The organism is Arenibacterium sp. CAU 1754, assembly GCF_054482635.1.
Map to the genome: position 1 here is coordinate 279,264 of NZ_JBTLRG010000003.1, position 21,820 is coordinate 301,083.

Consider the following 21,820-nt stretch of genomic DNA (forward strand, 5'->3'; position numbering starts at 1 on the left):
TCAGTTCCTAATCAGATCGAGGTTGCGCAGAATTTCAGGGTTCAGGTCTTCGATTTCGGGGCGTTCGACCGTTGCGGCGCTGGTCAGTTCCTCGATCCGCGCCTCGACCGCCTTTTGGCGCAGGCCGTCTTCGATTTCACCGCGTACCTCATCCAGCGAGGGCGCCTTGGCCTTGCGCGTTTCGTTCAGAAGGATGACGTGCCAGCCGAACTGGGTCTGGACCGGATCGGACACCTGACCCGGCTCCAGCGCGACAACCGCCGTTTCGAACTCGGGCACCATGGCCCCCAGGCCGAACCAGTTCAGCGCACCGCCGTTCGGGCCGGACGGGCCGGTCGATTTTTCCTTGGCCACGGCGGCGAAATCGGCGCCTGCCTCGATTTCGGCCTTGATGGCGGTGGCCTCTTCCTGGGTTTCGACCAGGATGTGGGCGGCGTTGAATTCCTGTCCGCCAAAGCCATCGGCGTATTTGGCATCATATTCCGCGCGGACCTGATCATCCGAGGCGGCGGTGGACATGATCTTTTCGATTTCCTCGGCCGCGATGAGGGAGCGCTTTTCGTTTTCAAGCGACAGCTGGACGTGCAGAGGCACGTCGCCGGTATACGCCTCGTTCAGCGCGCTTTGCTGGATCAGCTGGTCGAGAATGGCGTTGAACAGGACCTCGGGCGGGAGCTGTTGATATTGCTGCGGCAGCGTCGCGTGGGCCACGATCATGTGTCCCAGCGTGATTTCCTGGCCGTTCACGCGCGCCACAACCGTACCCGCATCCGGCGCGGCGTAAGCGGGCACAGACAGGGCCATGGTGGCCGCCAAAGCGAGAGATGGCAGAAAAGTGAGGCCTTTGAGCATTGAAACATCCTATTCTTTGGCCGCAAGGGGGCGCGCCGTTGACACCGTATATCCTGCCCCTTACATCGCCTTGTGGCCTGTGCAGGACGGTCTTCGCCCATGTATCTAAGAGGTGAGCGAAGGGCGGGCAAGCCTGCGAAAACCACTAAAACGTCAGATCGGCTGGAGTGAGCATGCTGGGTATCGGAACAATCGCCAAAAAGGTGTTCGGAACACCGAACGACCGCAAGATCAAGGCGACACGTCCGCTGATCGAAAAGATCAACGCGCTGGAACCCGAATTCGAGGCCCTGAGCGACGACGGTCTGAAAGAAAAGACCGAAGACCTGGCCAAGCGGGCACTGGAAGGCACCAGCCTGGACGATCTGCTGCCAGAGGCGTTTGCCAACTGCCGCGAAGCCGCCAAGCGGGCGCTGGGCCTGCGGGCGTTCGACACACAGCTGATGGGCGGGATTTTCCTGCACCAGGGCAACATCGCCGAACAGAAGACCGGTGAAGGCAAAACCCTGACCGCAACATTCGCGGCCTATCTGAACGCCCTGACCGGCAAGGGCGTGCATGTGGTCACGGTAAACGAATACCTGGCTAAACGTGACGCGGAATGGATGGGCAAGGTGTTTGGCGCGCTGGGCCTGACCACCGGTGTGATTTGGGCGGACATGCCCAACGATCTGAAGATGGCCGCCTATAAAAGCGACATCACCTATGGCACGAACAATGAATTCGGCTTTGACTATCTGCGCGACAACATGAAGTCGAATCTGGATGACCTGTTCCAGAAGCACCACAACTTTGCCATCGTGGACGAGGTTGACAGCATCCTGATCGACGAGGCGCGGACGCCGCTGATCATCTCGGGGCCGGCTCAGGACCGCTCGGAACTTTACAAGACCATCGATGTGGTCATCCCGTCGCTGACGGACGAACATTTCACCATCGACGAAAAAACCCGGAACGTGACCTTTACCGACGAAGGTAACGAGTTTCTGGAACAGCAACTGCAGGCGCGCGGATTGCTGGAAGAAGGCCAGACCCTGTATGACCCCGAAAGCACGACCATCGTGCACCACGTCAACCAGGGGCTGCGCGCGCACAAGGTGTTCCAGCGCGACAAGGATTACATCGTCCGCGATGACAACATCGTTCTGATCGACGAATTCACCGGCCGCATGATGGCGGGGCGGCGGTTGTCGGATGGTCTGCATCAGGCCATCGAGGCCAAGGAAAGCGTGACCATCCAGCCCGAAAACGTCACCCTCGCCTCGGTCACGTTCCAGAATTATTTCCGCCTCTATGACAAGCTGTCCGGTATGACCGGTACCGCCACCACCGAGGCCGAGGAATTTTCCGAGATCTACGGTCTGGGCGTTGTCGAGGTTCCCACCAACAAGCCGATTGCGCGGATCGACGAAGACGACAAGGTCTATCGCACCGGCGCCGAGAAATACACAGCGATCATCGACGAGGTGAGCGCCGCCCATCGAAAGGGTCAGCCGGTTCTGGTGGGCACCACGTCGATCGAGAAATCCGAAATGCTGAGCCAGATGCTGACGGAGGCGCAAATTCCTCATAACGTGCTGAACGCCCGTCTGCACGAAAAGGAAGCGCAGATCGTTGCCGAGGCCGGTAAACTGGGGGCCGTGACCATCGCCACCAACATGGCCGGGCGCGGAACCGACATTCAGCTGGGCGGAAACGTCGACATGAAGGTTCTGGATGCGCTGGCCGAGAATCCCGATGCCGACCCCGAGGCGCTGCGCGCCGAAGAAGAGGCGAAACACGCCGAGGAACGCGAAAAGGTCAAGGCCGCGGGCGGCCTGTACGTGATCGCCTCGGAACGTCACGAAAGCCGCCGGATCGACAACCAGCTGCGCGGCCGGTCGGGCCGTCAGGGCGACCCGGGGCGCACCGCGTTCTATCTGAGCCTTGAAGATGACCTGATGCGCATTTTCGGGTCCGAGCGTCTGGACAAGGTTCTGACGACGCTGGGCATGAAAGAGGGCGAAGCCATCATTCACCCCTGGGTGAACAAGTCGCTGGAGCGGGCACAGGCCAAGGTCGAAGGCCGCAACTTTGACATTCGTAAGCAGATCCTGAAATTCGACGACGTGATGAACGATCAGCGTAAGGTCATCTTTGGCCAGCGCCGTGAGATCATGGCCGCCGAAGACCTGTCGGACGTGACTACGGATATGCGTCATCAGGTTATCGACGATCTTATCGATACCTTTATGCCGCCGAAATCCTATGCCGAGCAGTGGGACACCGAAGGGCTCTATGCACAGGTCATCGAACAGCTGGGCATCGATGTTCCAGTGATGGAATGGGCCGCCGAAGAAGGTGTGGATGACGAAGAGATCCGCGAACGCCTGATCAAGGCCGGGGATGAACACATGGCCAAGAAGGCCGCCGAGTTCGGCCCCGAGAACATGCGGAGCATCGAAAAGCAGGTTCTGCTGAACACGATCGACGAAAAATGGCGCGAGCATCTTTTGACTCTGGAACACCTGCGTTCGGTTGTCGGGTTCCGTGGCTACGCGCAGCGTGACCCGCTGAACGAATACAAGACCGAAAGCTTTCAGCTGTTTGAGTCCATGTTGGACAGCCTGCGCGAATCGGTGACCCAGAATCTGGCGCATGTGCACATGCCGTCCGAGGAAGAGCAGCGGCGCATGATCGAAGAGATGATGGCGCAGCAGGCGAAATTGCAGCAGGCCGGTGGCGAAGTTGCCGCTACGTCAGGTTCAGCCGAACCTGAGCCCGAGGCCGGAGAAGCCGCGCCCGGATTTGTCGAGGATGACCCCGAAACATGGGGAAATCCCGGTAGAAATGAGAAATGTCCCTGCGGAAGTGGCAAGAAGTTCAAGCATTGTCACGGACGGCTGGCCTGATCCCGATGCCTTTATCCCGCCCGAATGACTCCCCAACGGTGTCACGGTTTGGCCCTGATTGCTTGGCATAGCTAGCATCAAGCTAAAGTGGATGGAGACTGTTATGAGCAAAATAAGATTGTTCGCTACGACGTGCGGCACGGTCAGTTGTGCTCTGGCAATTGGATATTTCATGCAAGAAGGCGGCGGCGCGGCCCCCGGTCAGGACGAGCCCCTGGCTGCGGCTCCTGTTGATCAGGCTGTTCCGGGAAATGCACAATCTGCTGATGACTCCCAGCTTCCACTCGATGAAATCAAATTGACATCGGCCTTGCCGGCGCTGCCGGGTGCGGATCTGGTGCATGACATGGTGCAGGCCGTTTCGTTCGAGGACGAACCGTTGGCCGCACCGAACGATCCCGTCACGCCGCAGCTTGGCTGTGAAGTGACTGCAACGGCAACGCCCGCCCCGATGGCTAGCGTTGACCTGTCGGTTGTCGCACCCTGTCAGGGGAACGAACGCCTGACCATTCATCATACGGGCATGATGTTCACCGAAACCACAAATGCGGACGGACGTCTGGCCGTCACCATCCCGGCCCTGTCCGAGGATGCTATTTTTGTTGTCGAGTTCGAAAATGGAAAGGGCGCGGTCGCAATGGCCCATGTCCCGTCACTGGCCGAATTCGACCGCATTGCATTGCAGTGGAACGGCCACAGCGGCTTTCAGGTGCACGCCCGCGAATTTGGCGCCTCGTATGGTGACAAGGGCCACGTCTGGTCCGGCAATTCCGAAGCGGCCAGCGATATCGCCAGCGGCGGTGTTGTGACACGTCTGGGCGATGGCGAAACCCTGATCCCGCGTCTGGCCGAGGTTTATACCTATCCCACGGGCACCACGAAACAGACCGGTGTCGTGACGCTGACCATCGAGGCCGAAGTCACGCAGGCCAATTGCGGACGCGATATTGCCGCGCAGGCGATCGAACTGCGCCACGACAAAAAGCTGCGCACCCAGGATCTGGTGCTGGCAATGCCAAATTGCGGGGCTGTTGGTGACTTTCTGGTGTTGAATAATCTGGTCGATGACCTGAAGATCGCCTCCAAGTAGTCTGCGCAACACCAGGAACTTTCATGGCTTGGCATCGTGCGGCGATTTTCGCCGCACTTCTTCTTTTTGGAACGGTCTCATCTGCGCTAGCGCAGGACGTCACGCTGACATCGCGGGACGGTGCGGTTGAAATCACCGGTACCCTGCTGGGGTTCGACGGTGAATTTTATCGTGTCGATACGAAGTTCGGGGAACTGACCGTCGATGGATCGGGCGTGCTATGTGATGGGCCAGGGTGCCCGAACCTGTCTGATTTTGTTGCGGAAATCGCCTTTTCGGGTGCCTCGACCATGGCCGAGGTTCTGCTGCCCGCGCTGATCGAAGGCTTTGCCATGCGCAATGGGTACCAGGCCGAGCGCGAAAACCGGGACACCACGCATTTCACCTATGTTGTGAGGGCCGCCGACAGTGGCAAAGCAGTGGCCAGGTTCGAATTCCGGGTAACCAACACCGACGAGGGGTTTGCCGACCTGTTGGCCAACGAGGCCGATATCGTCATGGCCTTGCGCGAAATCCGCCCGGACGAGCGCAAGCGCGCGCGCGACGCGGGAATGGGCGACATGACCGGCCCTAAACGCAGCCGGGTCTTGTCGCTGGATGCGATGGTGCCCGTTGTTGCGCGAAATAACCCGGTTCAGAGAATTTCAACCGCGCAGCTGGCCCAGGTTCTTTCCGGGCAGATCCGCAATTGGGCCGACCTAAGCGGACCGGACGCGCCGATCACCGTGCACATGCCTGAAGTCGCGTCGGGCCTGTCTCAGGCGGCCGAGGATGCCTTGCTGCGCCCGTCGGGTCTGAGCCCTGCGGATGACATCGTGCGCCACATGCGCAGCAGTGCGGTCGTGGACGCGGTTCAAGGTGATCCGTTTGGCATCGGACTGGCCAGTTTTGCCGAAGCGGGCAGTGCCCGGGCGTTGATGTTGTCGGGGCAATGCGGATTTTCGCTTGCCGCTGATCGCCGGTCGATCAAGACCGAGGATTACCCACTAACCTCGCCCATGTTCCTCTATTTGCCCGCGCGTCGTCTGCCCAAACTCGGCCGCGATTTTCTGGCCTACACGCGCAGTCCGGGTGCCCAGATCGTGATCCGGCGGGCCGGATTCGTGGATCAGTCCCCCGAACAGATCCCGATCGGGGCACAGGGCGACAGATTTGCCAATGCCATTCACGCCGCCGGCCCCGAGACCCCGTTGGAAGAACTGCAGCGCATGATGGCATTCCTGCGACCAATGGCGCGGCTGACCATGTCGTTCCGGTTCGAAACCGGTTCTTCGCGCCCGGATGCCCAGTCACGCACCAACGTGACGCTTTTGGCCCGCGCGATCGAAGCCGGGGAATACGATGGGCGCCGCCTGGTGTTTGTCGGGTTCAGCGATGGAGACGGGGCGGCCAGCGGCAACAAACGGATTGCCCTGGCTCGCGCCGAAGCTGTGCGCAACGCGGTGTTGCAGGCGGCCGAGGCGGCCGGGCGCGGCAAGGTCGAGATCCGGACCGAAGCCTTTGGCGAGGCCCTTCCCATGGCGTGCGACGAAAACGAATGGGGCCGCAAAGTGAACCGCCGGGTCGAAGTCTGGATCCGCTAGGCGCGCTTACAACAAGCCTTCGCTGCGAAAGCTGAGTTCGCGCGATTTCCCGATGATCAGGTGATCATGCAGCGTCAGCCCCAGCGCCATGCAGGCGGTGTTGATCTGGTCGGTCATGGCGATATCGGATTGCGACGGAGTCGGATCGCCCGAGGGGTGATTGTGCACCAGGATCAGGGCCGAGGCATTCAGTTCCAGCGCGCGTTTTGCCACCTCGCGCGGATAGACCGGCACGTGATCAACGGTGCCTTTGGCCTGCTCTTCATCCGCGATCAGGGTGTTCTTGCGGTCCAGGTACAGAACGCGGAATTGTTCGGTTTCGCGGTGGGCCATCGTGGTATGGCAATAATCCAGGATCGCGTCCCAGCTGGATATCACGTGGCGCTGCATCACCTTGGCCCGCGCCATGCGGTGGGCTGCGGCCTCGATGATCTTGAGATCGGTGATGACCGCATCGCCAACCCCTTTGACGTCTTTCAGCCGGTCGGGCGCAGCGGTCAGCACGCGGTTGAAATCACCAAACCTGTCCAGTAGGGCGCGCGCCAGCGGTTTCACGTCGCGCCGGGGGATCGACCGGAACAGGACCAGTTCCAGCAATTCGTAGTCCGGCATCGCGGCCGCCCCGCCCTGATTGAATCGGTCGCGCAGGCGTTGCCGATGATCCGCGATATACGAGGGCAACCGCCCGGCCGCGAGCGGCGTTTCAGGCGCCTCGTCTGGCGCAAAGAGAGAAAGAGGGGCCTCACCAAAGGCATTTGAAGCGGTCATGAGCGCGAGAGTGCACGCAAGATGGTAAACCGCGGGTTAACATGGGCCTGAAACGTAACGGGGCCGCCCTGGGAAAGGGCGGCCCCGTTACTCATGACTGGTGCAATGGAGGGATCAGCCCTTCATGCCGTCCCAAAAGGATTTGACCGACGAAAAGAACGATTTGCTTTCCGGGTTGTTATCCTCGCTCAGGTCTTCGAATTCCTTGAGCAGTTCCTTTTGTTTCGACGTCAGGTTGACCGGCGTTTCCACGGCAAGTTCGATGAACATGTCGCCGGGGCCACCGCCGCGCAGGGCGGGCATGCCCTTGCCACGCAGGCGCATCTGGCGGCCCGATTGGCTGCCTGCCGGGATCTGCACGCGGCCACGGCCACCGTCGATGGTCGGCACCTCGATCGCGCCACCCAACGCGGCCTTGGCCATGCTGACCGGGACGCGGCAATAGAGGTTCGGACCGTCCCGTTCGAACAGGTCGTGCTGGGCCACCTCGACAAAGATATAGAGATCGCCCGGAGGTCCGCCGCGCATGCCGGCCTCACCCTCACCGGCAAGGCGGATACGGGTGCCGGTTTCCACGCCCGCAGGAATGTTGACGTTCAGGGCGCGGTCCTTTTCGATCCGGCCGGCGCCGCCGCACCCCTTACAGGGGTTCTTGATCGTCTGACCCATGCCCGAACAGGTCGGGCAGGTGCGTTCGACGGTAAAGAAGCCTTGTTGCGCGCGGACCTTGCCCATGCCCGAACAGGTCGGGCAGGTCGTGGGTTCGGCGCCGCCTTCGGCCCCGGTGCCTTCGCACGCGGAACAGGCCACGGCCGTCGGCACGTTGATGGTTTTCTGAACGCCGGAAAAGGCCTCGTCCAGTGTGACGCGCAGGTTATAGCGCAGGTCCGAGCCACGCGCCGCGCGGCGCCCGCCGGCCTGACGCTGGCCCCCCATGAAGTCGCCGAACAGGTCGTCGAATACATCCGAAAACGCCGATGAGAAATCGCCGCCGCCATACCCCTGACCGGGGCGCGGTCCGCCGCCACCGCCCATACCGCCTTCGAATGCCGCATGACCAAACCGGTCATAAGCAGCCTTTTTGTCGGCGTCTTTCAGGATTTCATAGGCTTCGTTGGCTTCCTTGAACTGCGACTCGGCCTCGGGGTTGTCCGCGTTGCGGTCGGGGTGCAGTTCTTTTGCCTTCTTGCGATAGGCTTTCTTGATCTCGTCGGCGGATGCGCCTTTGGACACGCCAAGCACGTCATAGAAATCACGTTTTGACATCGTCAATTCCTCTCTCCCGGAACGTATCGGGCCGGCCCGGAGACCGGACCGGCCCGTTCAGGTTCCGGTTTATGCCTCAGGCACGCTTATCGTCGTCCAGATCTTCGAAGTCGGCATCGACGATGTCATCGTCCCCACCCATATCGGCGGCTTGCGGTTCATCGCCCGGCTCTTCCTGGCTGGCCTTGTAGATGGCTTCGCCCAGCTTCATGGCCGATTCGGTGACGTTCTGGATGCCGGATTTGATCTTGTCGACATTTTCGGTTTCCAGCTCGTCCTTGAGCGCGGCAATGGCCAGTTCGATCGCTTCGATCGTGGTCGGGTCCACCTTGTCCGAATGCTCTTCCATCGACTTTTCGGTCGAGTGGATGAGGCTTTCGGCCTGGTTTTTCGCCTCGATCAGCGCGCGGCGTTCCTTGTCCGCCTCGGCGTTCTCCTCGGCGTCCTTGACCATCTTTTCGATGTCGTCGTCGGTCAGACCGCCCGATGCCTGGATCGTGATCTTCTGCTCTTTGCCGGTGCCCTTGTCCATTGCGCCCACCGACACGATGCCGTTGGCGTCGATGTCAAAGGTCACTTCGATCTGGGGCATGCCGCGCGGGGCAGGCGGGATGTTTTCAAGGTTGAACTGACCGAGGATCTTGTTGTCGGCGGCCATTTCGCGTTCACCCTGGAACACCCGGATGGTCACGGCGTTCTGATTGTCTTCGGCAGTCGAGAAAATCTGCGACTTCTTGGTCGGGATCGTGGTGTTGCGGTCGATCAGACGGGTGAACACGCCACCCAGCGTTTCGATACCCAGCGACAGCGGGGTCACGTCGAGCAGAACCACGTCCTTGACGTCGCCCTGCAGAACACCGGCCTGAATGGCGGCGCCCATGGCAACAACTTCGTCCGGGTTCACACCCTTATGCGGCTCTTTCCCGAAGAACTTGGTCACTTCTTCGACGACGCGGGGCATACGGGTCATACCACCGACCAGAACGATCTCGTCCACGTCACTGGCCGACAGACCGGCGTCTTTCAGAGCGGCCTGGCAGGGCTTCAGCGACGACTTGATCAGATCGCTGACCAGCGATTCCAGCTTGGCCCGGGTCAGTTTCATGACCATGTGCAGCGGCTGACCGCCGTTCGGGTCCATCGAGATGAACGGCTGGTTGATTTCGGTCTGGTTGGCGCTGGACAGTTCGATCTTGGCCTTTTCTGCCGCCTCTTTCAGACGCTGCAGGGCCATCTTGTCCTTGGTCAGGTCGACGCCGTTTTCCTTTTTGAACTCGTCCGCCAGATAGTTGACGATCCGCATGTCAAAGTCTTCACCGCCCAGGAAGGTGTCGCCGTTGGTCGATTTGACCTCGAACAGGCCGTCGTCGATTTCCAGGATGGTCACGTCGAATGTACCACCGCCAAGGTCATAGACCGCGATGGTATGGGTGTTTTCCTTGTCGAGACCATAGGCCAGGGCGGCGGCTGTCGGTTCGTTGATGATCCGCAGCACTTCCAGACCGGCGATCTTGCCGGCGTCCTTGGTGGCCTGACGCTGGGCGTCGTTGAAATAGGCAGGAACCGTGATGACAGCCTGGGTGACTTCTTCGCCCAGATAGCTTTCCGCGGTTTCTTTCATCTTGCCCAGGATGAACGCGCTGATCTGGCTGGGGGAGTATTTCTCGCCCTTGGCTTCGACCCATGCGTCGCCATTGCCGCCATCAATCACGTTGAAGGGCAGGTTTTTCTTGTCCTTGGCCAGGTCCGCATCGTCGAACCGGCGGCCAATCAGGCGTTTGACGCCGAAAATCGTGTTGTCGGGGTTGGTCACGGCCTGGCGTTTTGCAGGCTGCCCAACCAGGCGTTCGTTGTCCGTAAAGGCAACGATCGACGGGGTTGTGCGGGCCCCTTCCGCGTTTTCGATAACCCGGGGTTGGCTGCCGTCCATGATGGCGACACAGCTGTTGGTTGTCCCAAGGTCGATACCGATAACTTTGCTCATCTTATTTGATCCCTTCATAACTTAAGGCGATAACCCAAGGCCTGAACCCGTTTTGGCATCCGAGCCCCGATAAGTGGGCCCGCCGATCATTCCCATCAGCGGGCGTCTCGGCGTATATAGGGAGCCGATAAAGGCGCTGCAACCATCGTTAAGGCGCGTATTTCATGAATCTGTGCCGATTTTTTCAAGGCTTTGGCAAGGATTGGAGAATACCCGTTGAACCGGCTCAATATTCGCGGTGTCGATATCTGGAAATCCTACCTTTCAGGTCCTGAACAGGAAGACCTGGTTGCCCGCCTGCGCGAGGTTCTGACGGACGCCCCCGCCTATGCCCCGGATACGCCCTACGGGAAAAAGATGTCAGTCAGGATGACATCGGCGGGGCGGTTCGGATGGTATTCGGACCGGCGCGGGTATCGGTATGTCACACAGCATCCCGAAGGGCAGGACTGGCCGGACATTCCGGCGCCGGTTCTGGACATCTGGTCGCGTGTGACCGGCCTTGACCGGCAGCCCGAGTGCTGCCTGATCAACTATTACGGTGACGGCGCGCGCATGGGTTTGCATCAGGACAAGGACGAGGCCGATTTCGCCTGGCCTGTGGTGTCCGTTTCCCTGGGCGATGACGGGTTGTTCCGGATCGGCAACACGACACGGGGCGGCAAGACCGAGTCTGTCTGGCTGAATTCGGGCGACGTGGTGGTGATGGGGGGCGCGGCGCGGCTGATCTATCACGGTGTGGACCGGATCAGGTTCGGCTCTTCCCGGCTTTTGCCCAAAGGCGGGCGCATCAATCTGACCCTGCGGGTTGTGACCTGATCCTAACGCCGGGCAGCCCAGCTGACCGAGGCATGGCGGCGGGTAAAGAATTCGCCCATCATGCCCAGCATGACCAGAACGACGGCCACCCAGACCGCATATCGCCAGTCGCTGAAATGCGGGTTGTAGTTGATGAACACAAAGCCGCGCGACTGGTCGATCGTGTGAAACAGCGGGTTCCAGTTGAACAGCGGCAACATGAACCCGGGCAGCGTATTGGCCAGGAACATCTTGCCGGACGCGATCATGTTCGCGCGCTGATAGATCGTCGATGCGACACCGACGAAGGACGGAAACCAGGGTTTGAGTGCAAGAAACACCAGGCCCACGGCGCACCCGGTAAACCAGCTGAGCAGCACCATGCCAAAGGCGGCGACGGGCTGATCAATGTAGATCGGTGTGAAAATCGTGTGGTACATGAACAGGATCAGCACCATTGACAGGACTTGAATATAAAGCGTCCCCAACGCGGCGGCGGTGATCGAAATTGCCGTGTTCATCGGCGCGTGTTGCATCATCGGGCTGTTCGCGCCCTCGGCGCTGGAAACCGCCGACACGGCCTTGATATGGCACATGAACAGGAAAATGCCCGACATCACATACAGCAGGAAATCGCCGCGCACGGCCGACCCGCGCAGTTTCAGCACCGAGAACATGACATAAAAGATCGTCACGAACAGGACGGCCTGCACCATGTTCATGGCCAGCGCGATGAAGGCGTTGTTGTGGGATTTGCGCACGCTCCGCACGATCGAGTGATAGATCAGCTCGAACGTGGTTATGGCATTCGCCAGTGGTGTCCGCTTTACCCGATGTTGAAACATCTGCCTGTGATCCTGTGACGCTGAACGGTCCGGCACGGAATTCTTGCCGTTCCGTAGCTGGCGCAGCATAAGGGGCAACAAGTGAATATTCAACAAATCACCACAAGGCGGAGCTTTCTCGTGAACTATGATACCCTGGTGCCCGTAATCCGTAAGCTGGCCATCGAGGCCGGCGAAAAGATCATGGAGATCTATAACTCCGACGATTTCGACGTGAAGGTGAAATCGGACGACAGCCCCGTCACCGAGGCGGACGAGGCGGCGGATGCCCTGATTTCCGCCGGGCTGCGCGCCGCATTTCCCGACGTGATGCTTGTGACCGAGGAACAGGCCGACTCGCATGACACCACGGGAGACACCTTCCTGATTGTCGACCCGCTGGATGGCACCAAGGAATTCATCCACCGCCGGGGGGATTTCACGGTGAATATCGCCTTGGTCGAAAAGGGCGTGCCGACGCGTGGGGTGGTCTATGCCCCGGCAAAGAACCGGATGTTCTTTACCCTCGCTGACGGTCGGTCGGTCGAGGAAACCGGCGCGTTCCAGCCGGATCAGATCGGTGAGACGACTCCGATCAACGTGGCAAAATCCGACAACAGCGCCCTGATGGTCGTGGCCAGCAAATCTCACCGCGATCAGGCCACGGACGACTACATCAACAAATATGCCGTGAAGGACATGAAGAGCGCCGGATCGTCACTGAAATTCTGTCTGATCGCCACGGGCGAGGCGGATCTCTATCCGCGTGTCGGGCGCACGATGGAATGGGATACTGCCGCCGGGCATGCCGTGTTGAACGGCGCTGGGGGCAAGGTGGTTCGCTTTGACGATCACAGCCCGCTGACCTATGGCAAGGACGGGTACGCCAACCCGTTCTTCATCGCCTATGCGCCCGATGTTGACCTGAAAGACGCCTGATGTCGGTTCTGATCGTCATCCCGGCGCGCTATCCCTCGGTCCGCTATCCGGGCAAACCGCTGGTGCCCCTGACCGGGGCCAGCGGCGTCAAGCGCAGTCTGATCGAGCGGTCCTGGCTGGCGGCGGCATCCGTGGGCGGTGTCGACCGAGTCGTCGTGGCAACCGATGACGACCGCATTCGCACAGCGGCCGAGGCGTTCGGCGCCGAGGTTGTCATGACATCGGACACATGCGTGAACGGCACCGAACGCTGTGCCGAGGCGCATGAAGCGCTGGGTGGCGGGTACGAGATTGTCGTCAACCTTCAGGGTGATGCACCGTTGACGCCCCATTGGTTCGTCGAGGATCTGGTGGCCGGGTTGCGCGCGGCACCGGACGCCGGCGTAGCCACGCCGGTTCTGCGATGTGACGGTGAGATGCTGGAAGGTCTGAAAGACGACCGCCGCGCCGGGCGTGTCGGCGGGACCACCGCCGTTTTCGCGGCCGATGGCGGGGCGCTCTATTTCTCGAAAGAAGTCATCCCGTTCACGGCCAAACCCTATGACGGCGAGGCGCCGACACCGGTGTTCCACCATGTCGGTGTCTATGCTTATCGTCCGGATGCCCTTGCGGCCTATCCCGGCTGGCCCGCCGGTCCGCTGGAGCAAAACGAGGGGTTGGAACAGCTGCGGTTCATGGAAAACGGCCGCCGGGTCCAGTGTGTCGAGGTTCAGTCGCGCGGGCGTCAGTTCTGGGAACTGAACAACCCCGAAGATGTTCCCAAGCTGGAAGCGATGATGGCCGAGATGGGAATCGACTGAGGTTGCGCGGCATGTGCCGTTTCCCGCCGAGATGGGGCGAAATGACCAAAAATGCTGCGGCCTATTGTCAATTTCCCCCTAATGAAAGACAGCTAGACACAAAAAACACATTATCTGGGTGTGTGGGGGGCGTGATAATTGCTGCGGCAGTGTGTATCACGGAATTTGCGTTACGAGTTGAATGGTCGGAAAGAACTGAGGAGTGACATGGGCAAGAAAGTAACCAAGGCAATATTTCCGGTCGCAGGATTGGGGACGCGGTTCCTTCCGGCGACCAAATCGGTGCCGAAAGAGATCATGACGCTGGTTGACCGCCCGTTGGTGCAATATGCCATCGACGAGGCCCGGGCCGCCGGCATCAAGGAATTCATCTTTGTCACCTCGCGCGGTAAAAGCGCCCTTGAGGACTATTTTGACCATTCGCCGGTTCTGGAACAGGAATTGCGCAAGAAGGGCAAAACCGAGCTGTTGGAGATTCTCAAATCCACCAACATGGACAGCGGTGCGATTGCCTATATCCGCCAGCACAAGGCGCTGGGCCTTGGCCACGCGGTGTGGTGTGCCCGTCGCCTGATCGGAAACGAACCTTTTGCCGTGATGCTGCCGGACGACGTGATCGCGGCTGAAAAACCGTGTTTGCAGCAGATGGTCGAGGCCTATGAGGAAACCGGCGGCAACATGGTTGCCGCGATGGAGGTCCCGCCCGAACAGGCATCGTCCTATGGTGTGCTGGACGTCGAGGAAGACATGGGATCGATCGTGTCCGTCAAGGGGATGGTCGAAAAGCCCAAGGCCGAAGAGGCGCCCTCGAACCTGGCGGTGATCGGGCGCTATATCCTCAGCCCGTCGGTTCTTAACAACCTGAACAAGATGAAGTCCGGTGCAGGCGGTGAAATCCAACTGACCGACGCGATCGCGCAGGACATTGGCACCAAGAACACGGTCTACGGATACCGGTTCCGCGGCCAACGGTTCGATTGCGGATCCAAGGCCGGGTTCCTGCAGGCGACCGTCGCCTTCGCGCTTGCGCGCGATGACCTGCACGACGACCTGAGCCGGTACCTGAAAGAAGTCGTACAGCTCGACAAAGCCGCTGAGTGATCAGCGTTCCGGGGGGCTGGATTTGACGCATGTCTTGGTAACCGGCGGTGCCGGGTATATCGGATCACACGCGTGCAAGGCGTTGAAGGCGGCGGGGTATATTCCGGTCACCTTTGATAATCTCGTCACCGGCTGGAAAGATGCCGTGAAATTCGGCCCCTTCGAACAGGGCGACCTGACCGACCGGGCCCGGCTGGATCAGGTTTTCGAAACCTACAAACCCGTTGCCGTGATGCATTTCGCCGCGCTGAGCCAGGTGGGCGAGGCGATGCTGCATCCCGGTCTTTACTGGCGCAACAACGTCTTGGGGTCGTTGACCCTGATCGAGGCCGCGGTGGCCGCCGGATGTCTCGATTTCGTATTTTCATCGACCTGTGCCACCTATGGTGAACATGACAACGTGGTGCTGGACGAAGACACGGCACAGGAGCCGCTGAACGCCTATGGCGGCTCGAAACAGGCGATCGAACAAATCCTGCGCGACTTTGGCGCATCGGACGGTCTGAACCACGTGATTTTCCGATATTTCAATGTGGCGGGCGCAGACCCCGACGCCGAAGTTGGCGAGTTTCATCAACCCGAAACGCACCTGGTGCCCCTTCTGCTGGATGCCATTGATGGCAAGCGGGCTGCGCTGACGATTTTCGGCACCGATTACGAAACGCCGGACGGCACCTGCGTCCGCGATTATGTGCATGTCTGCGATCTGGTGGATGCCCATGTTCTGGGCCTGAGATGGCTGGCCGAGGGCAAGGGCAACCGGGTCTTCAACCTGGGCACCGGCACCGGGTTTTCGGTCCGCGAGGTGATCGATCACGCGCGTGTCGTCACCAACCGCGAAGTGCCTGTCACAACGGGCCCGCGCCGCGCGGGGGATTGTACGCGGCTTGTGTCGGGATCCGTGCGTGCGCATGACGAACTGGGCTGGACACCCACGCGATCAACGTTGGATCAGATGATCGCGGACGCCTGGAAATGGCACCAGACCGGTCACTATGACGGCTGATCCTGTCTGATGGAGCGTTCATCCCCAGACGCCTACACGTTCCCCGGGTTCTTCGCGGCCTATCTTCTGTATTTGAAACGCTGGCGCATGTTGTGGCGGTCGTTTCGCAGCCGCAGGCAGTTGTCGTCAGTCATCGACCGGACGGGGGAAATGACCAGGGATTCGGTTGTCGCGGTCATGGTGGTGCATAATGAACTGCACCGCCTTCCCTTTTTCCTCGACTATCACCGGGGCCTTGGCATCCGCCATTTTCTTGTGATCGACAACGCAAGTACCGATGGCACCGGTGCGTTTCTGGCCCGGCAGCCGGATGTATCGCTGTGGGAAACCCCGGCCAGTTACCGGGCGGCGCGGTTCGGGCTGGATTGGGTCACCTGGTTGCAGATGCGCTATTGCCACAACCGGTGGTGCCTCATGCTGGACGCGGACGAGCTTTTTGTTTTTGCCCATTGCGACAGCCGGTCAATCACCGATCTGACCGCCTGGCTGGACAGCCAGAACCGGCGGTTCCTTGGCGCGCTGATGCTGGATCTCTACCCGAAGGGGCCATTGGGCACTCAGGAAATGTCGCCGGGCGAAGACCCGCGCAAAATCTTGTGCTGGTTCGACAATGGGCCGTACCGGTCGCAACGCCAGATGCCGATGCAGAACCTCTGGGTGCAGGGTGGGGCGCGCGAACGGATTTTCTTTACCGACGATCCGCGCCGATCGCCGACCTTGAACAAGCTGCCGCTGATGCGATGGAACAGGCGGTTTGCGTTTGTGAATTCCTGCCACTCGGTTCTGCCGTCCCGGTTCAACTTTGCCTATTCGGGGCCGGGCCGGGATGAACCGTCGGCCGTGTTGCTGCACACGAAATTCATCCCCGACATTCTCGACCGCACCACCGAGGAAAAACAGCGCGGACAGCATTTTCATCATCCCGACCAGTTTCAGACCTATTACCAGGATATCGCGCGCCAACCGGACCTGTGGTTCGACGGCTCCGTCAGGCTGGGCGGGTGGCGCCAACTGGTAGACCTGGGCCTGATGTCGGACGGCGGGTGGTAGGAAAACCGGATTCAATCCGCGCACCAATGTCACAACGCGTCACATATGACGCTGAATCAGCGACTATACCCCTTGTAACCAAATATAAATTCATTGAATTTCTAAATGAGCGACAATCGGTTGCCGTTTCTGAGTGTTCCGCACACCAGGCGACGCACGGTCAACCGGACATTGCACGCAAACTGGGGATGTACTGAAACGTGGGCCTTTGGGATTCTTACCGTATGCGGGTCAGGCGTAGGCGACGCCTGTATCGGGCTGCGCGAAAATCCCTTGAGCTGAAGGTGTTCCAGGACTTTACAAAGTCGATCCGCCCGCGCGACCTCCTGCTGGTGTGCACCATGCGGAACGAACATGTGCGCCTGCCGTATTTCCTGTCCTACTACCGCGACATGGGGATCAACCATTTCCTGTTCATCGACAACGACAGCACCGATGGCACACTGGAGTATCTGGCAGGTCAGCAGGACGTGTCTGTCTGGTCCACCAAGGCCAGCTATAAAAAGGCCGCCTATGGCGTGGATTGGGTCAACTGGCTGTGCCGCAAATACGCGCATGGACACTGGACGCTGGTCGTCGATCCGGATGAGTTTTTCGTCTACCCGTTCTGTGATACGCGCCCGCTCCCGGCGCTGACCGACTGGCTCGACAATTCGTCGATCCGCAGCTTCAGTTCCATGTTGCTGGATGTCTATCCCAAGGGGCGGTTGAATGCAGAGCCCTATCAGGCCGGTCGGAACCCGATGGAAATTGCGTCGTGGTTCGATTCGGGCAACTACACGATCAAACGCAACAAGACCTATGGAAACCTCTGGATCCAGGGGGGGCCGCGCAGCCGGGTGTTTTTTGCCGACATGCCGGAAAAGGCGCCCGCCCTGAACAAGATACCTCTGGTGAAATGGGATCGGCGTTATGCCTATGTCAGTTCGACCCACATCCTTTTGCCGCGCGGGTTGAACCAGGTTTATGATGAATGGGGTGGGGAAAAGGCGTCGGGCGTTCTGCTGCATGCCAAGTTTCTTGATACGTTTTCGGCCAAGGCCAGCGAAGAACTTGACCGGAAACAGCACTATTCCGAGTCGGTGGAATACAAGGCCTATGCGGAAAAGGTACAGGAGGATCCGGACCTTTGGTGCAAATGGTCCGAAAAATACATCAACTGGCGCCAACTTGAGATTCTTGGGTTAATGTCCAAGGGGAACTGGGCATGAACGGGATGGGGAGGGTCGAGTGACGGTCGGGATCGTCATGCTGGTGCATACCGCGCTGGATCGGGCCGAACAGGTGGCCCGGCACTGGACGGCCTCGGGCTGCCCGGTGGTGATCCATGTCGACCAGGCCGTGCCGACCCGCTCTTATCAGGCGTTTTCCCGGTCCCTCGCAGATGATCCGAACATCAGGTTCAGCAAACGCCACAGATGCGAATGGGGCACGTGGGGCATCGTGGCGGCGTCGCAATCCGCCGCGGAACTGATGCTCAAGACCTTTCCGGCCGTGCGGCACGTCTATCTTGCGTCGGGGGCGTGCCTGCCTCTGCGTCCGGTGCATGAACTGGTCGAATATCTGGCCGCCCGCCCGCGCACCGATTTCATCGAAAGCGCAACAACCGCCGATGTGCCGTGGACGGTTGGCGGGCTGGACCACGAACGGTTCACCCTGCGGTTCCCGTTCTCGTGGAAAAAGCGGCGCTATCTGTTCGACAAATACGTCGATTTGCAGCGCAAGCTGCGGTTCAAGCGCAAAATTCCCGCCGGGTTGGTGCCGCATATGGGCAGCCAGTGGTGGTGCCTGACGCGCCAGACCCTGTCGGCCATTCTCGAAGATCCGGACCGCCCGGCTTACGACAGGTATTTCCAACAGGTCTGGATCCCGGACGAAAGCTATTTCCAGACACTGGCGCGCAAGTATTCGGGCAGTATCGAAAGCCGGTCGCTGACCCTGTCGAAATTCGATTTTCAGGGCAAGCCGCATATTTTCTACGACGATCACCTGCAATTGCTGCGCCGGTCCGACTGTTTCGTGGCGCGCAAGATCTGGCCCCGCGCCGAACGGTTGTACCAGTCTTTCCTGACCGACAGCGCCGGCGCGATGAAAAAGACGGAACCGAACCCCGGCAAGATCGACCGCATTTTCGCCAAGGCGGTCGAGCGGCGCACACGGGGCCGTCCCGGTCTTTACATGCAAAGCCGGATGCCGCGGCAGGGATATGAAAACGGGATCACATCGAACCCCTATTCCGTGTTTCAGGGGTTCACCGAACTGTTTGACGATTTTGAAACCTGGCTGTCCAAGGCCACCGGCGCGCGGGTGCATGGCCATCTGTTTGCGCCCGACCGGGCCGAGTTTGCGGGCGGGCAGACCCTGATCAACGGCGCGCTGTCCGACAGCGCGGAAAAGCGCGATTATGCGCCCGACTTCTTCCTGACCAGCCTGATCTGGAACACCCGTGGCGAGCGTCAGTGTTTTCAATTCGGACCGGCGGACAATCAAAAGGTCAACTGGCTGATTGCGCGCGACCCGAATGCGCAGGTGTCGGTTATATCGGGCGCCTGGGCGGTGCCGCTGTTCCGGTCGAACCGCAACTTTGCCGATCTGCGCAAAGAGGCAGCGGTGCTGCAGCGGATCGAAAGCGAGCATTTGAAAGTTTTGCGCTCGACCCATGCCAATGCGCGTATCCGCATCTGGACCATGGCAGAGTTCATCGAATCCCCGATGGAGCCTTTGCAGGCCGTGATCGACGAAATCGGCCCGGTGAACCACCGCCGGCTGAGCGAAGCGCCCAAAATGGTTGATCTCAAGGGCTTTGGTCAGTTCCTGCAGAACCTCAAGAACCAGGGGATGCACCCCTATCTGATGGGGGATTTCCCGGTCGAGCAAACCCAGGTGAACGTGCCCAAACCGCCGCGCAAACCCTATCTAGTCCGGTAACCCTGAATGACCGGGTCGTTCGACTATTTCATCGTCTTTGCCGAAATGCGCACCGGGTCCAATTTTCTTGAGACCAATCTCAACGCGCTTGACGGCGTGACGTGTCATGGCGAGGCGTTCAACCCGCATTTCATCGGCTACCCGAACAAGACCGAAATTCTGGGGGTTACCCAGACGATGCGCGATGCCGACCCGGCGGGGTTGATCCGCACGATCAGCGGCCAAAAGGGATGTCTTGGCGGATTTCGGTATTTCCACGATCACGATGCCCGTGTTCTGGACATTGCTCTGGACGATCCGCGTTGTGCCAAGATCATTCTCACGCGCAACCCGCTGGACAGCTATGTGTCGTGGAAAATTGCCAAGGCAACGGGGCAATGGAAACTGACCGATGTCAAACGCCGCAAAGAGGCGCAGGCCGAGTTTTATGCAGACGAATTTGCCGACCACGTGGCCACATTGCAGAGCTTTCAGTTGACCCTTCTGAACCGCTTGCAGGTGACCGGCCAGACCCCGTTTTACGTGGCCTATGAGGATTTGCAGGACCTTGCCGTCATGAACGGCCTGGCGAAATGGCTGGGCGTGGACAGCCGGTTGGAGGCGCTGGACAAAAGCCTGAAACCCCAGAACCCCAGCCCGGTGATCTCAAAGGTGTCCAACCCGGATGAGATGGCGCAGGCGCTTGCCGATCTTGACCGGTTCAACCTGACCCGCACGCCAAATTTCGAACCGCGCCGCGGTCCGGCGGTGCCAAGCTATGTCGCGGCGGTCAAAACGCCATTGTTGTTCATGCCGCTCAAGGGCGGGCCGGAACAGGCGGTGACCGAATGGCTGGCGGCGCTGGATGGCGTGGCGGTCGATGAGTTGCACAGCAAGCTGAACCAGAAACAACTGCGCCAGTGGAAACGCGCCATGCCGGGGCACCGGGGGTTCTGCGTGTTGCGCCACCCGGCCGCGCGGGTGCATTGGGTCTTTTGCAGGCGGATCCTGTCCACTTCTGGCGGCAGCTATGGCAAAATCCGCGAAACTCTGCGGACGCAGTTCAAATTGCCGATCCCCAAAAACGGGCCGGATGCGTCTTATTCATTGGCCGATCACCGCGAGGGGTTTGAAGGTTTTCTCGCCTTTCTCAAGGCGAATCTCGCGGGCCAGACGGCCGTTCGGGTGGACGGTGAATGGGCAACCCAATCTCAGACCCTGAGTGGATTCAGCGACTTTTCCCTGCCGGATCACGTGTTGCGCGAAGAGGAATTGCCCGATGCCCTCGATCGGCTGGCCCGTTCGGTCGGTCATCCCGATCCAGCACCTTATGCGGCGTCATTCCAGGACACGCCGTTCCAACTTTCGAATATTTACGATGACGCGTTGGAAGAGATCATCGCGGATGTCTACAACCGCGATTACATGATGTTCGGATTTCGCCCGTGGCGACCCGAGGGCGATCAGGCCGCTTGAACCGACTGGGCCTCGGTCAGGATGGCGTAAAGTGTCGCGGGGTTGGGATTGGCGCGCAGTTTCGAACACAGGGTCGAATCGCGCAGGGTGCGCGACACCAGCGCCAGCGCCTTGAGATGTTCGACACCAGCCTCTTCTGGGGCAAAGAGGGCAAAGGCGATATCGACCTGCTGACGGTCGACCGAGCCAAAATCAATCGGCTTTTCCAACAGGACAAAGATGCCAACGACCTTGTCGAGATCGGCCAGACGCGCGTGGGGCAGGGCAACGCCATGTCCCACACCTGTTGGTCCCAGGCTTTCGCGCTCAAGCAGTGCTTCGACGGTGGTAGAGGCGCCAAGACCATAGGCAGAGAACGCAATGTCACCGATTTCCTGGAACAGCCGCTTCTTGCTCGAGGCTGCGGAAAATACTTTCACCGCGTCGGGTTTCAGGATGCTCGAAAGCTCCATATTTCTGTGCTCCGCCTGTTGGCGCCCCTGTTT

Annotated in this window: 18 protein-coding genes; 12 read left to right on the forward strand and 6 right to left on the reverse strand. The window is 59.9% G+C overall.

The genetic code is table 11. The annotated features are described in order from the left end of the window. Complete coding sequence (locus tag ACXYMO_RS14065) at positions 1 to 852, reverse strand: peptidylprolyl isomerase (protein ID WP_458879351.1); 852 nt, start codon at positions 850 to 852, stop codon at positions 1 to 3. Positions 853 to 1,025: 173 nt separating this feature from the next. Between ACXYMO_RS14065 and secA the strand changes: the two genes are divergently transcribed. From secA to ACXYMO_RS14080, 3 genes are all read left to right on the forward strand, one after another. After that, complete coding sequence (gene secA, locus ACXYMO_RS14070; protein WP_458879352.1) at positions 1,026 to 3,743, forward strand: preprotein translocase subunit SecA; 2,718 nt, start codon at positions 1,026 to 1,028, stop codon at positions 3,741 to 3,743. A 298-nt stretch (positions 3,744 to 4,041) separates the two neighbouring features. Beyond that, on the forward strand, positions 4,042 to 4,833 hold the full coding sequence (locus tag ACXYMO_RS14075; RefSeq protein ID WP_458879353.1) for a hypothetical protein: 792 nt from the start codon (positions 4,042 to 4,044) through the stop codon (positions 4,831 to 4,833). A 23-nt stretch (positions 4,834 to 4,856) separates the two neighbouring features. Continuing rightward, positions 4,857 to 6,416, forward strand: a complete 1,560-nt coding sequence (locus ACXYMO_RS14080) for a phosphate ABC transporter substrate-binding/OmpA family protein (protein ID WP_458879354.1) — start codon at positions 4,857 to 4,859, stop codon at positions 6,414 to 6,416. Positions 6,417 to 6,422: 6 nt separating this feature from the next. Here ACXYMO_RS14080 and radC read toward each other — a convergent pair whose 3' ends face one another. From radC to dnaK, 3 genes are all read right to left on the reverse strand, one after another. After that, the gene (gene radC / locus ACXYMO_RS14085) at positions 6,423 to 7,184 is read right to left on the reverse strand and encodes a RadC family protein (protein WP_458879355.1); all 762 of its coding nucleotides are present in this window, start codon (positions 7,182 to 7,184) and stop codon (positions 6,423 to 6,425) included. 114 nt (positions 7,185 to 7,298) lie between these two features. Continuing rightward, positions 7,299 to 8,450, reverse strand: a complete 1,152-nt coding sequence (gene dnaJ / locus ACXYMO_RS14090; protein WP_458879356.1) for a molecular chaperone DnaJ — start codon at positions 8,448 to 8,450, stop codon at positions 7,299 to 7,301. Between the two features lie 76 nt (positions 8,451 to 8,526). Further along, positions 8,527 to 10,434 (reverse strand): molecular chaperone DnaK, encoded by a 1,908-nt coding sequence (gene dnaK / locus ACXYMO_RS14095; RefSeq protein ID WP_458879357.1) that lies wholly within the window; start codon positions 10,432 to 10,434, stop codon positions 8,527 to 8,529. 216 nt (positions 10,435 to 10,650) lie between these two features. Here dnaK and ACXYMO_RS14100 point away from each other — a divergent pair, with 216 nt between their 5' ends. After that, the gene (locus ACXYMO_RS14100; RefSeq protein ID WP_458879358.1) at positions 10,651 to 11,253 is read left to right on the forward strand and encodes an alpha-ketoglutarate-dependent dioxygenase AlkB family protein; all 603 of its coding nucleotides are present in this window, start codon (positions 10,651 to 10,653) and stop codon (positions 11,251 to 11,253) included. A gap of 2 nt (positions 11,254 to 11,255) precedes the next feature. Here the strand turns inward: ACXYMO_RS14100 and ACXYMO_RS14105 are convergent, their stop codons facing one another. Continuing rightward, a complete protein-coding gene (locus tag ACXYMO_RS14105; protein ID WP_458879360.1) occupies positions 11,256 to 12,077 on the reverse strand; it encodes an ABC transporter permease in 822 nt (273 codons plus the stop codon). 120 nt (positions 12,078 to 12,197) lie between these two features. Here ACXYMO_RS14105 and cysQ point away from each other — a divergent pair, with 120 nt between their 5' ends. The 8 genes from cysQ (at position 12,198) to ACXYMO_RS14145 (ending at position 21,335) form a co-directional block, all read left to right on the forward strand. After that, positions 12,198 to 12,995: a 3'(2'),5'-bisphosphate nucleotidase CysQ gene (cysQ, locus tag ACXYMO_RS14110; RefSeq protein WP_458879361.1), complete on the forward strand. Its 798-nt coding sequence runs from the start codon at positions 12,198 to 12,200 to the stop codon at positions 12,993 to 12,995. Further along, a complete protein-coding gene (locus ACXYMO_RS14115) occupies positions 12,995 to 13,795 on the forward strand; it encodes a 3-deoxy-manno-octulosonate cytidylyltransferase (protein ID WP_458879362.1) in 801 nt (266 codons plus the stop codon). Before cysQ ends, ACXYMO_RS14115 begins: the two co-directional genes overlap by 1 nt. 207 nt (positions 13,796 to 14,002) lie before the next feature. Beyond that, the gene (gene galU / locus ACXYMO_RS14120; protein WP_458879363.1) at positions 14,003 to 14,896 is read left to right on the forward strand and encodes a UTP--glucose-1-phosphate uridylyltransferase GalU; all 894 of its coding nucleotides are present in this window, start codon (positions 14,003 to 14,005) and stop codon (positions 14,894 to 14,896) included. Between the two features lie 22 nt (positions 14,897 to 14,918). After that, positions 14,919 to 15,902: a UDP-glucose 4-epimerase GalE gene (gene galE / locus ACXYMO_RS14125; RefSeq protein WP_458879364.1), complete on the forward strand. Its 984-nt coding sequence runs from the start codon at positions 14,919 to 14,921 to the stop codon at positions 15,900 to 15,902. 150 nt (positions 15,903 to 16,052) lie between these two features. Beyond that, positions 16,053 to 16,952 carry a glycosyltransferase family 2 protein gene (locus ACXYMO_RS14130; protein WP_458879365.1) on the forward strand — a complete coding sequence of 300 codons (900 nt, stop codon included), beginning with the start codon at positions 16,053 to 16,055 and terminating at the stop codon, positions 16,950 to 16,952. Positions 16,953 to 17,176: 224 nt separating this feature from the next. Beyond that, positions 17,177 to 18,163, forward strand: coding sequence for a glycosyltransferase family 2 protein (locus tag ACXYMO_RS14135; protein WP_458879366.1), 987 nt, complete (start codon positions 17,177 to 17,179; stop codon positions 18,161 to 18,163). A gap of 37 nt (positions 18,164 to 18,200) precedes the next feature. Beyond that, positions 18,201 to 19,880: a DUF5927 domain-containing protein gene (locus ACXYMO_RS14140; protein ID WP_458879478.1), complete on the forward strand. Its 1,680-nt coding sequence runs from the start codon at positions 18,201 to 18,203 to the stop codon at positions 19,878 to 19,880. 6 nt (positions 19,881 to 19,886) lie between these two features. Further along, positions 19,887 to 21,335 carry a nodulation protein NodH gene (locus ACXYMO_RS14145; RefSeq protein WP_458879367.1) on the forward strand — a complete coding sequence of 483 codons (1,449 nt, stop codon included), beginning with the start codon at positions 19,887 to 19,889 and terminating at the stop codon, positions 21,333 to 21,335. On the opposite strand, the gene ACXYMO_RS14150 is transcribed toward ACXYMO_RS14145, so the two are convergent. Further along, positions 21,323 to 21,787 (reverse strand): PTS sugar transporter subunit IIA, encoded by a 465-nt coding sequence (locus ACXYMO_RS14150; RefSeq protein WP_458879368.1) that lies wholly within the window; start codon positions 21,785 to 21,787, stop codon positions 21,323 to 21,325. The two genes, ACXYMO_RS14145 and ACXYMO_RS14150, sit on opposite strands and share 13 nt — an antisense overlap. Positions 21,788 to 21,820 lie beyond the last annotated feature (33 nt).

Excerpts from the sequence above, each read along its gene's own strand:
- dnaJ (WP_458879356.1), bottom strand. The coding sequence starts at position 8,450 with ATGTCAAAACGTGATTTCTATGACGTGCTTGGCGTGTCCAAAGGCGCA.
- secA (WP_458879352.1), top strand. The coding sequence starts at position 1,026 with ATGCTGGGTATCGGAACAATCGCCAAAAAGGTGTTCGGAACACCGAAC.
- ACXYMO_RS14080 (WP_458879354.1), top strand. The coding sequence starts at position 4,857 with ATGGCTTGGCATCGTGCGGCGATTTTCGCCGCACTTCTTCTTTTTGGA.
- galU (WP_458879363.1), top strand. The coding sequence starts at position 14,003 with ATGGGCAAGAAAGTAACCAAGGCAATATTTCCGGTCGCAGGATTGGGG.
- ACXYMO_RS14140 (WP_458879478.1), top strand. The coding sequence starts at position 18,201 with ATGCTGGTGCATACCGCGCTGGATCGGGCCGAACAGGTGGCCCGGCAC.
- radC (WP_458879355.1), bottom strand. The coding sequence starts at position 7,184 with ATGACCGCTTCAAATGCCTTTGGTGAGGCCCCTCTTTCTCTCTTTGCG.
- ACXYMO_RS14150 (WP_458879368.1), bottom strand. The coding sequence starts at position 21,787 with ATGGAGCTTTCGAGCATCCTGAAACCCGACGCGGTGAAAGTATTTTCC.
- dnaK (WP_458879357.1), bottom strand. The coding sequence starts at position 10,434 with ATGAGCAAAGTTATCGGTATCGACCTTGGGACAACCAACAGCTGTGTC.
- ACXYMO_RS14135 (WP_458879366.1), top strand. The coding sequence starts at position 17,177 with ATGCGGGTCAGGCGTAGGCGACGCCTGTATCGGGCTGCGCGAAAATCC.
- ACXYMO_RS14145 (WP_458879367.1), top strand. The coding sequence starts at position 19,887 with ATGACCGGGTCGTTCGACTATTTCATCGTCTTTGCCGAAATGCGCACC.
- ACXYMO_RS14130 (WP_458879365.1), top strand. The coding sequence starts at position 16,053 with ATGACCAGGGATTCGGTTGTCGCGGTCATGGTGGTGCATAATGAACTG.
- ACXYMO_RS14065 (WP_458879351.1), bottom strand. The coding sequence starts at position 852 with ATGCTCAAAGGCCTCACTTTTCTGCCATCTCTCGCTTTGGCGGCCACC.
- ACXYMO_RS14105 (WP_458879360.1), bottom strand. The coding sequence starts at position 12,077 with ATGTTTCAACATCGGGTAAAGCGGACACCACTGGCGAATGCCATAACC.
- ACXYMO_RS14115 (WP_458879362.1), top strand. The coding sequence starts at position 12,995 with ATGTCGGTTCTGATCGTCATCCCGGCGCGCTATCCCTCGGTCCGCTAT.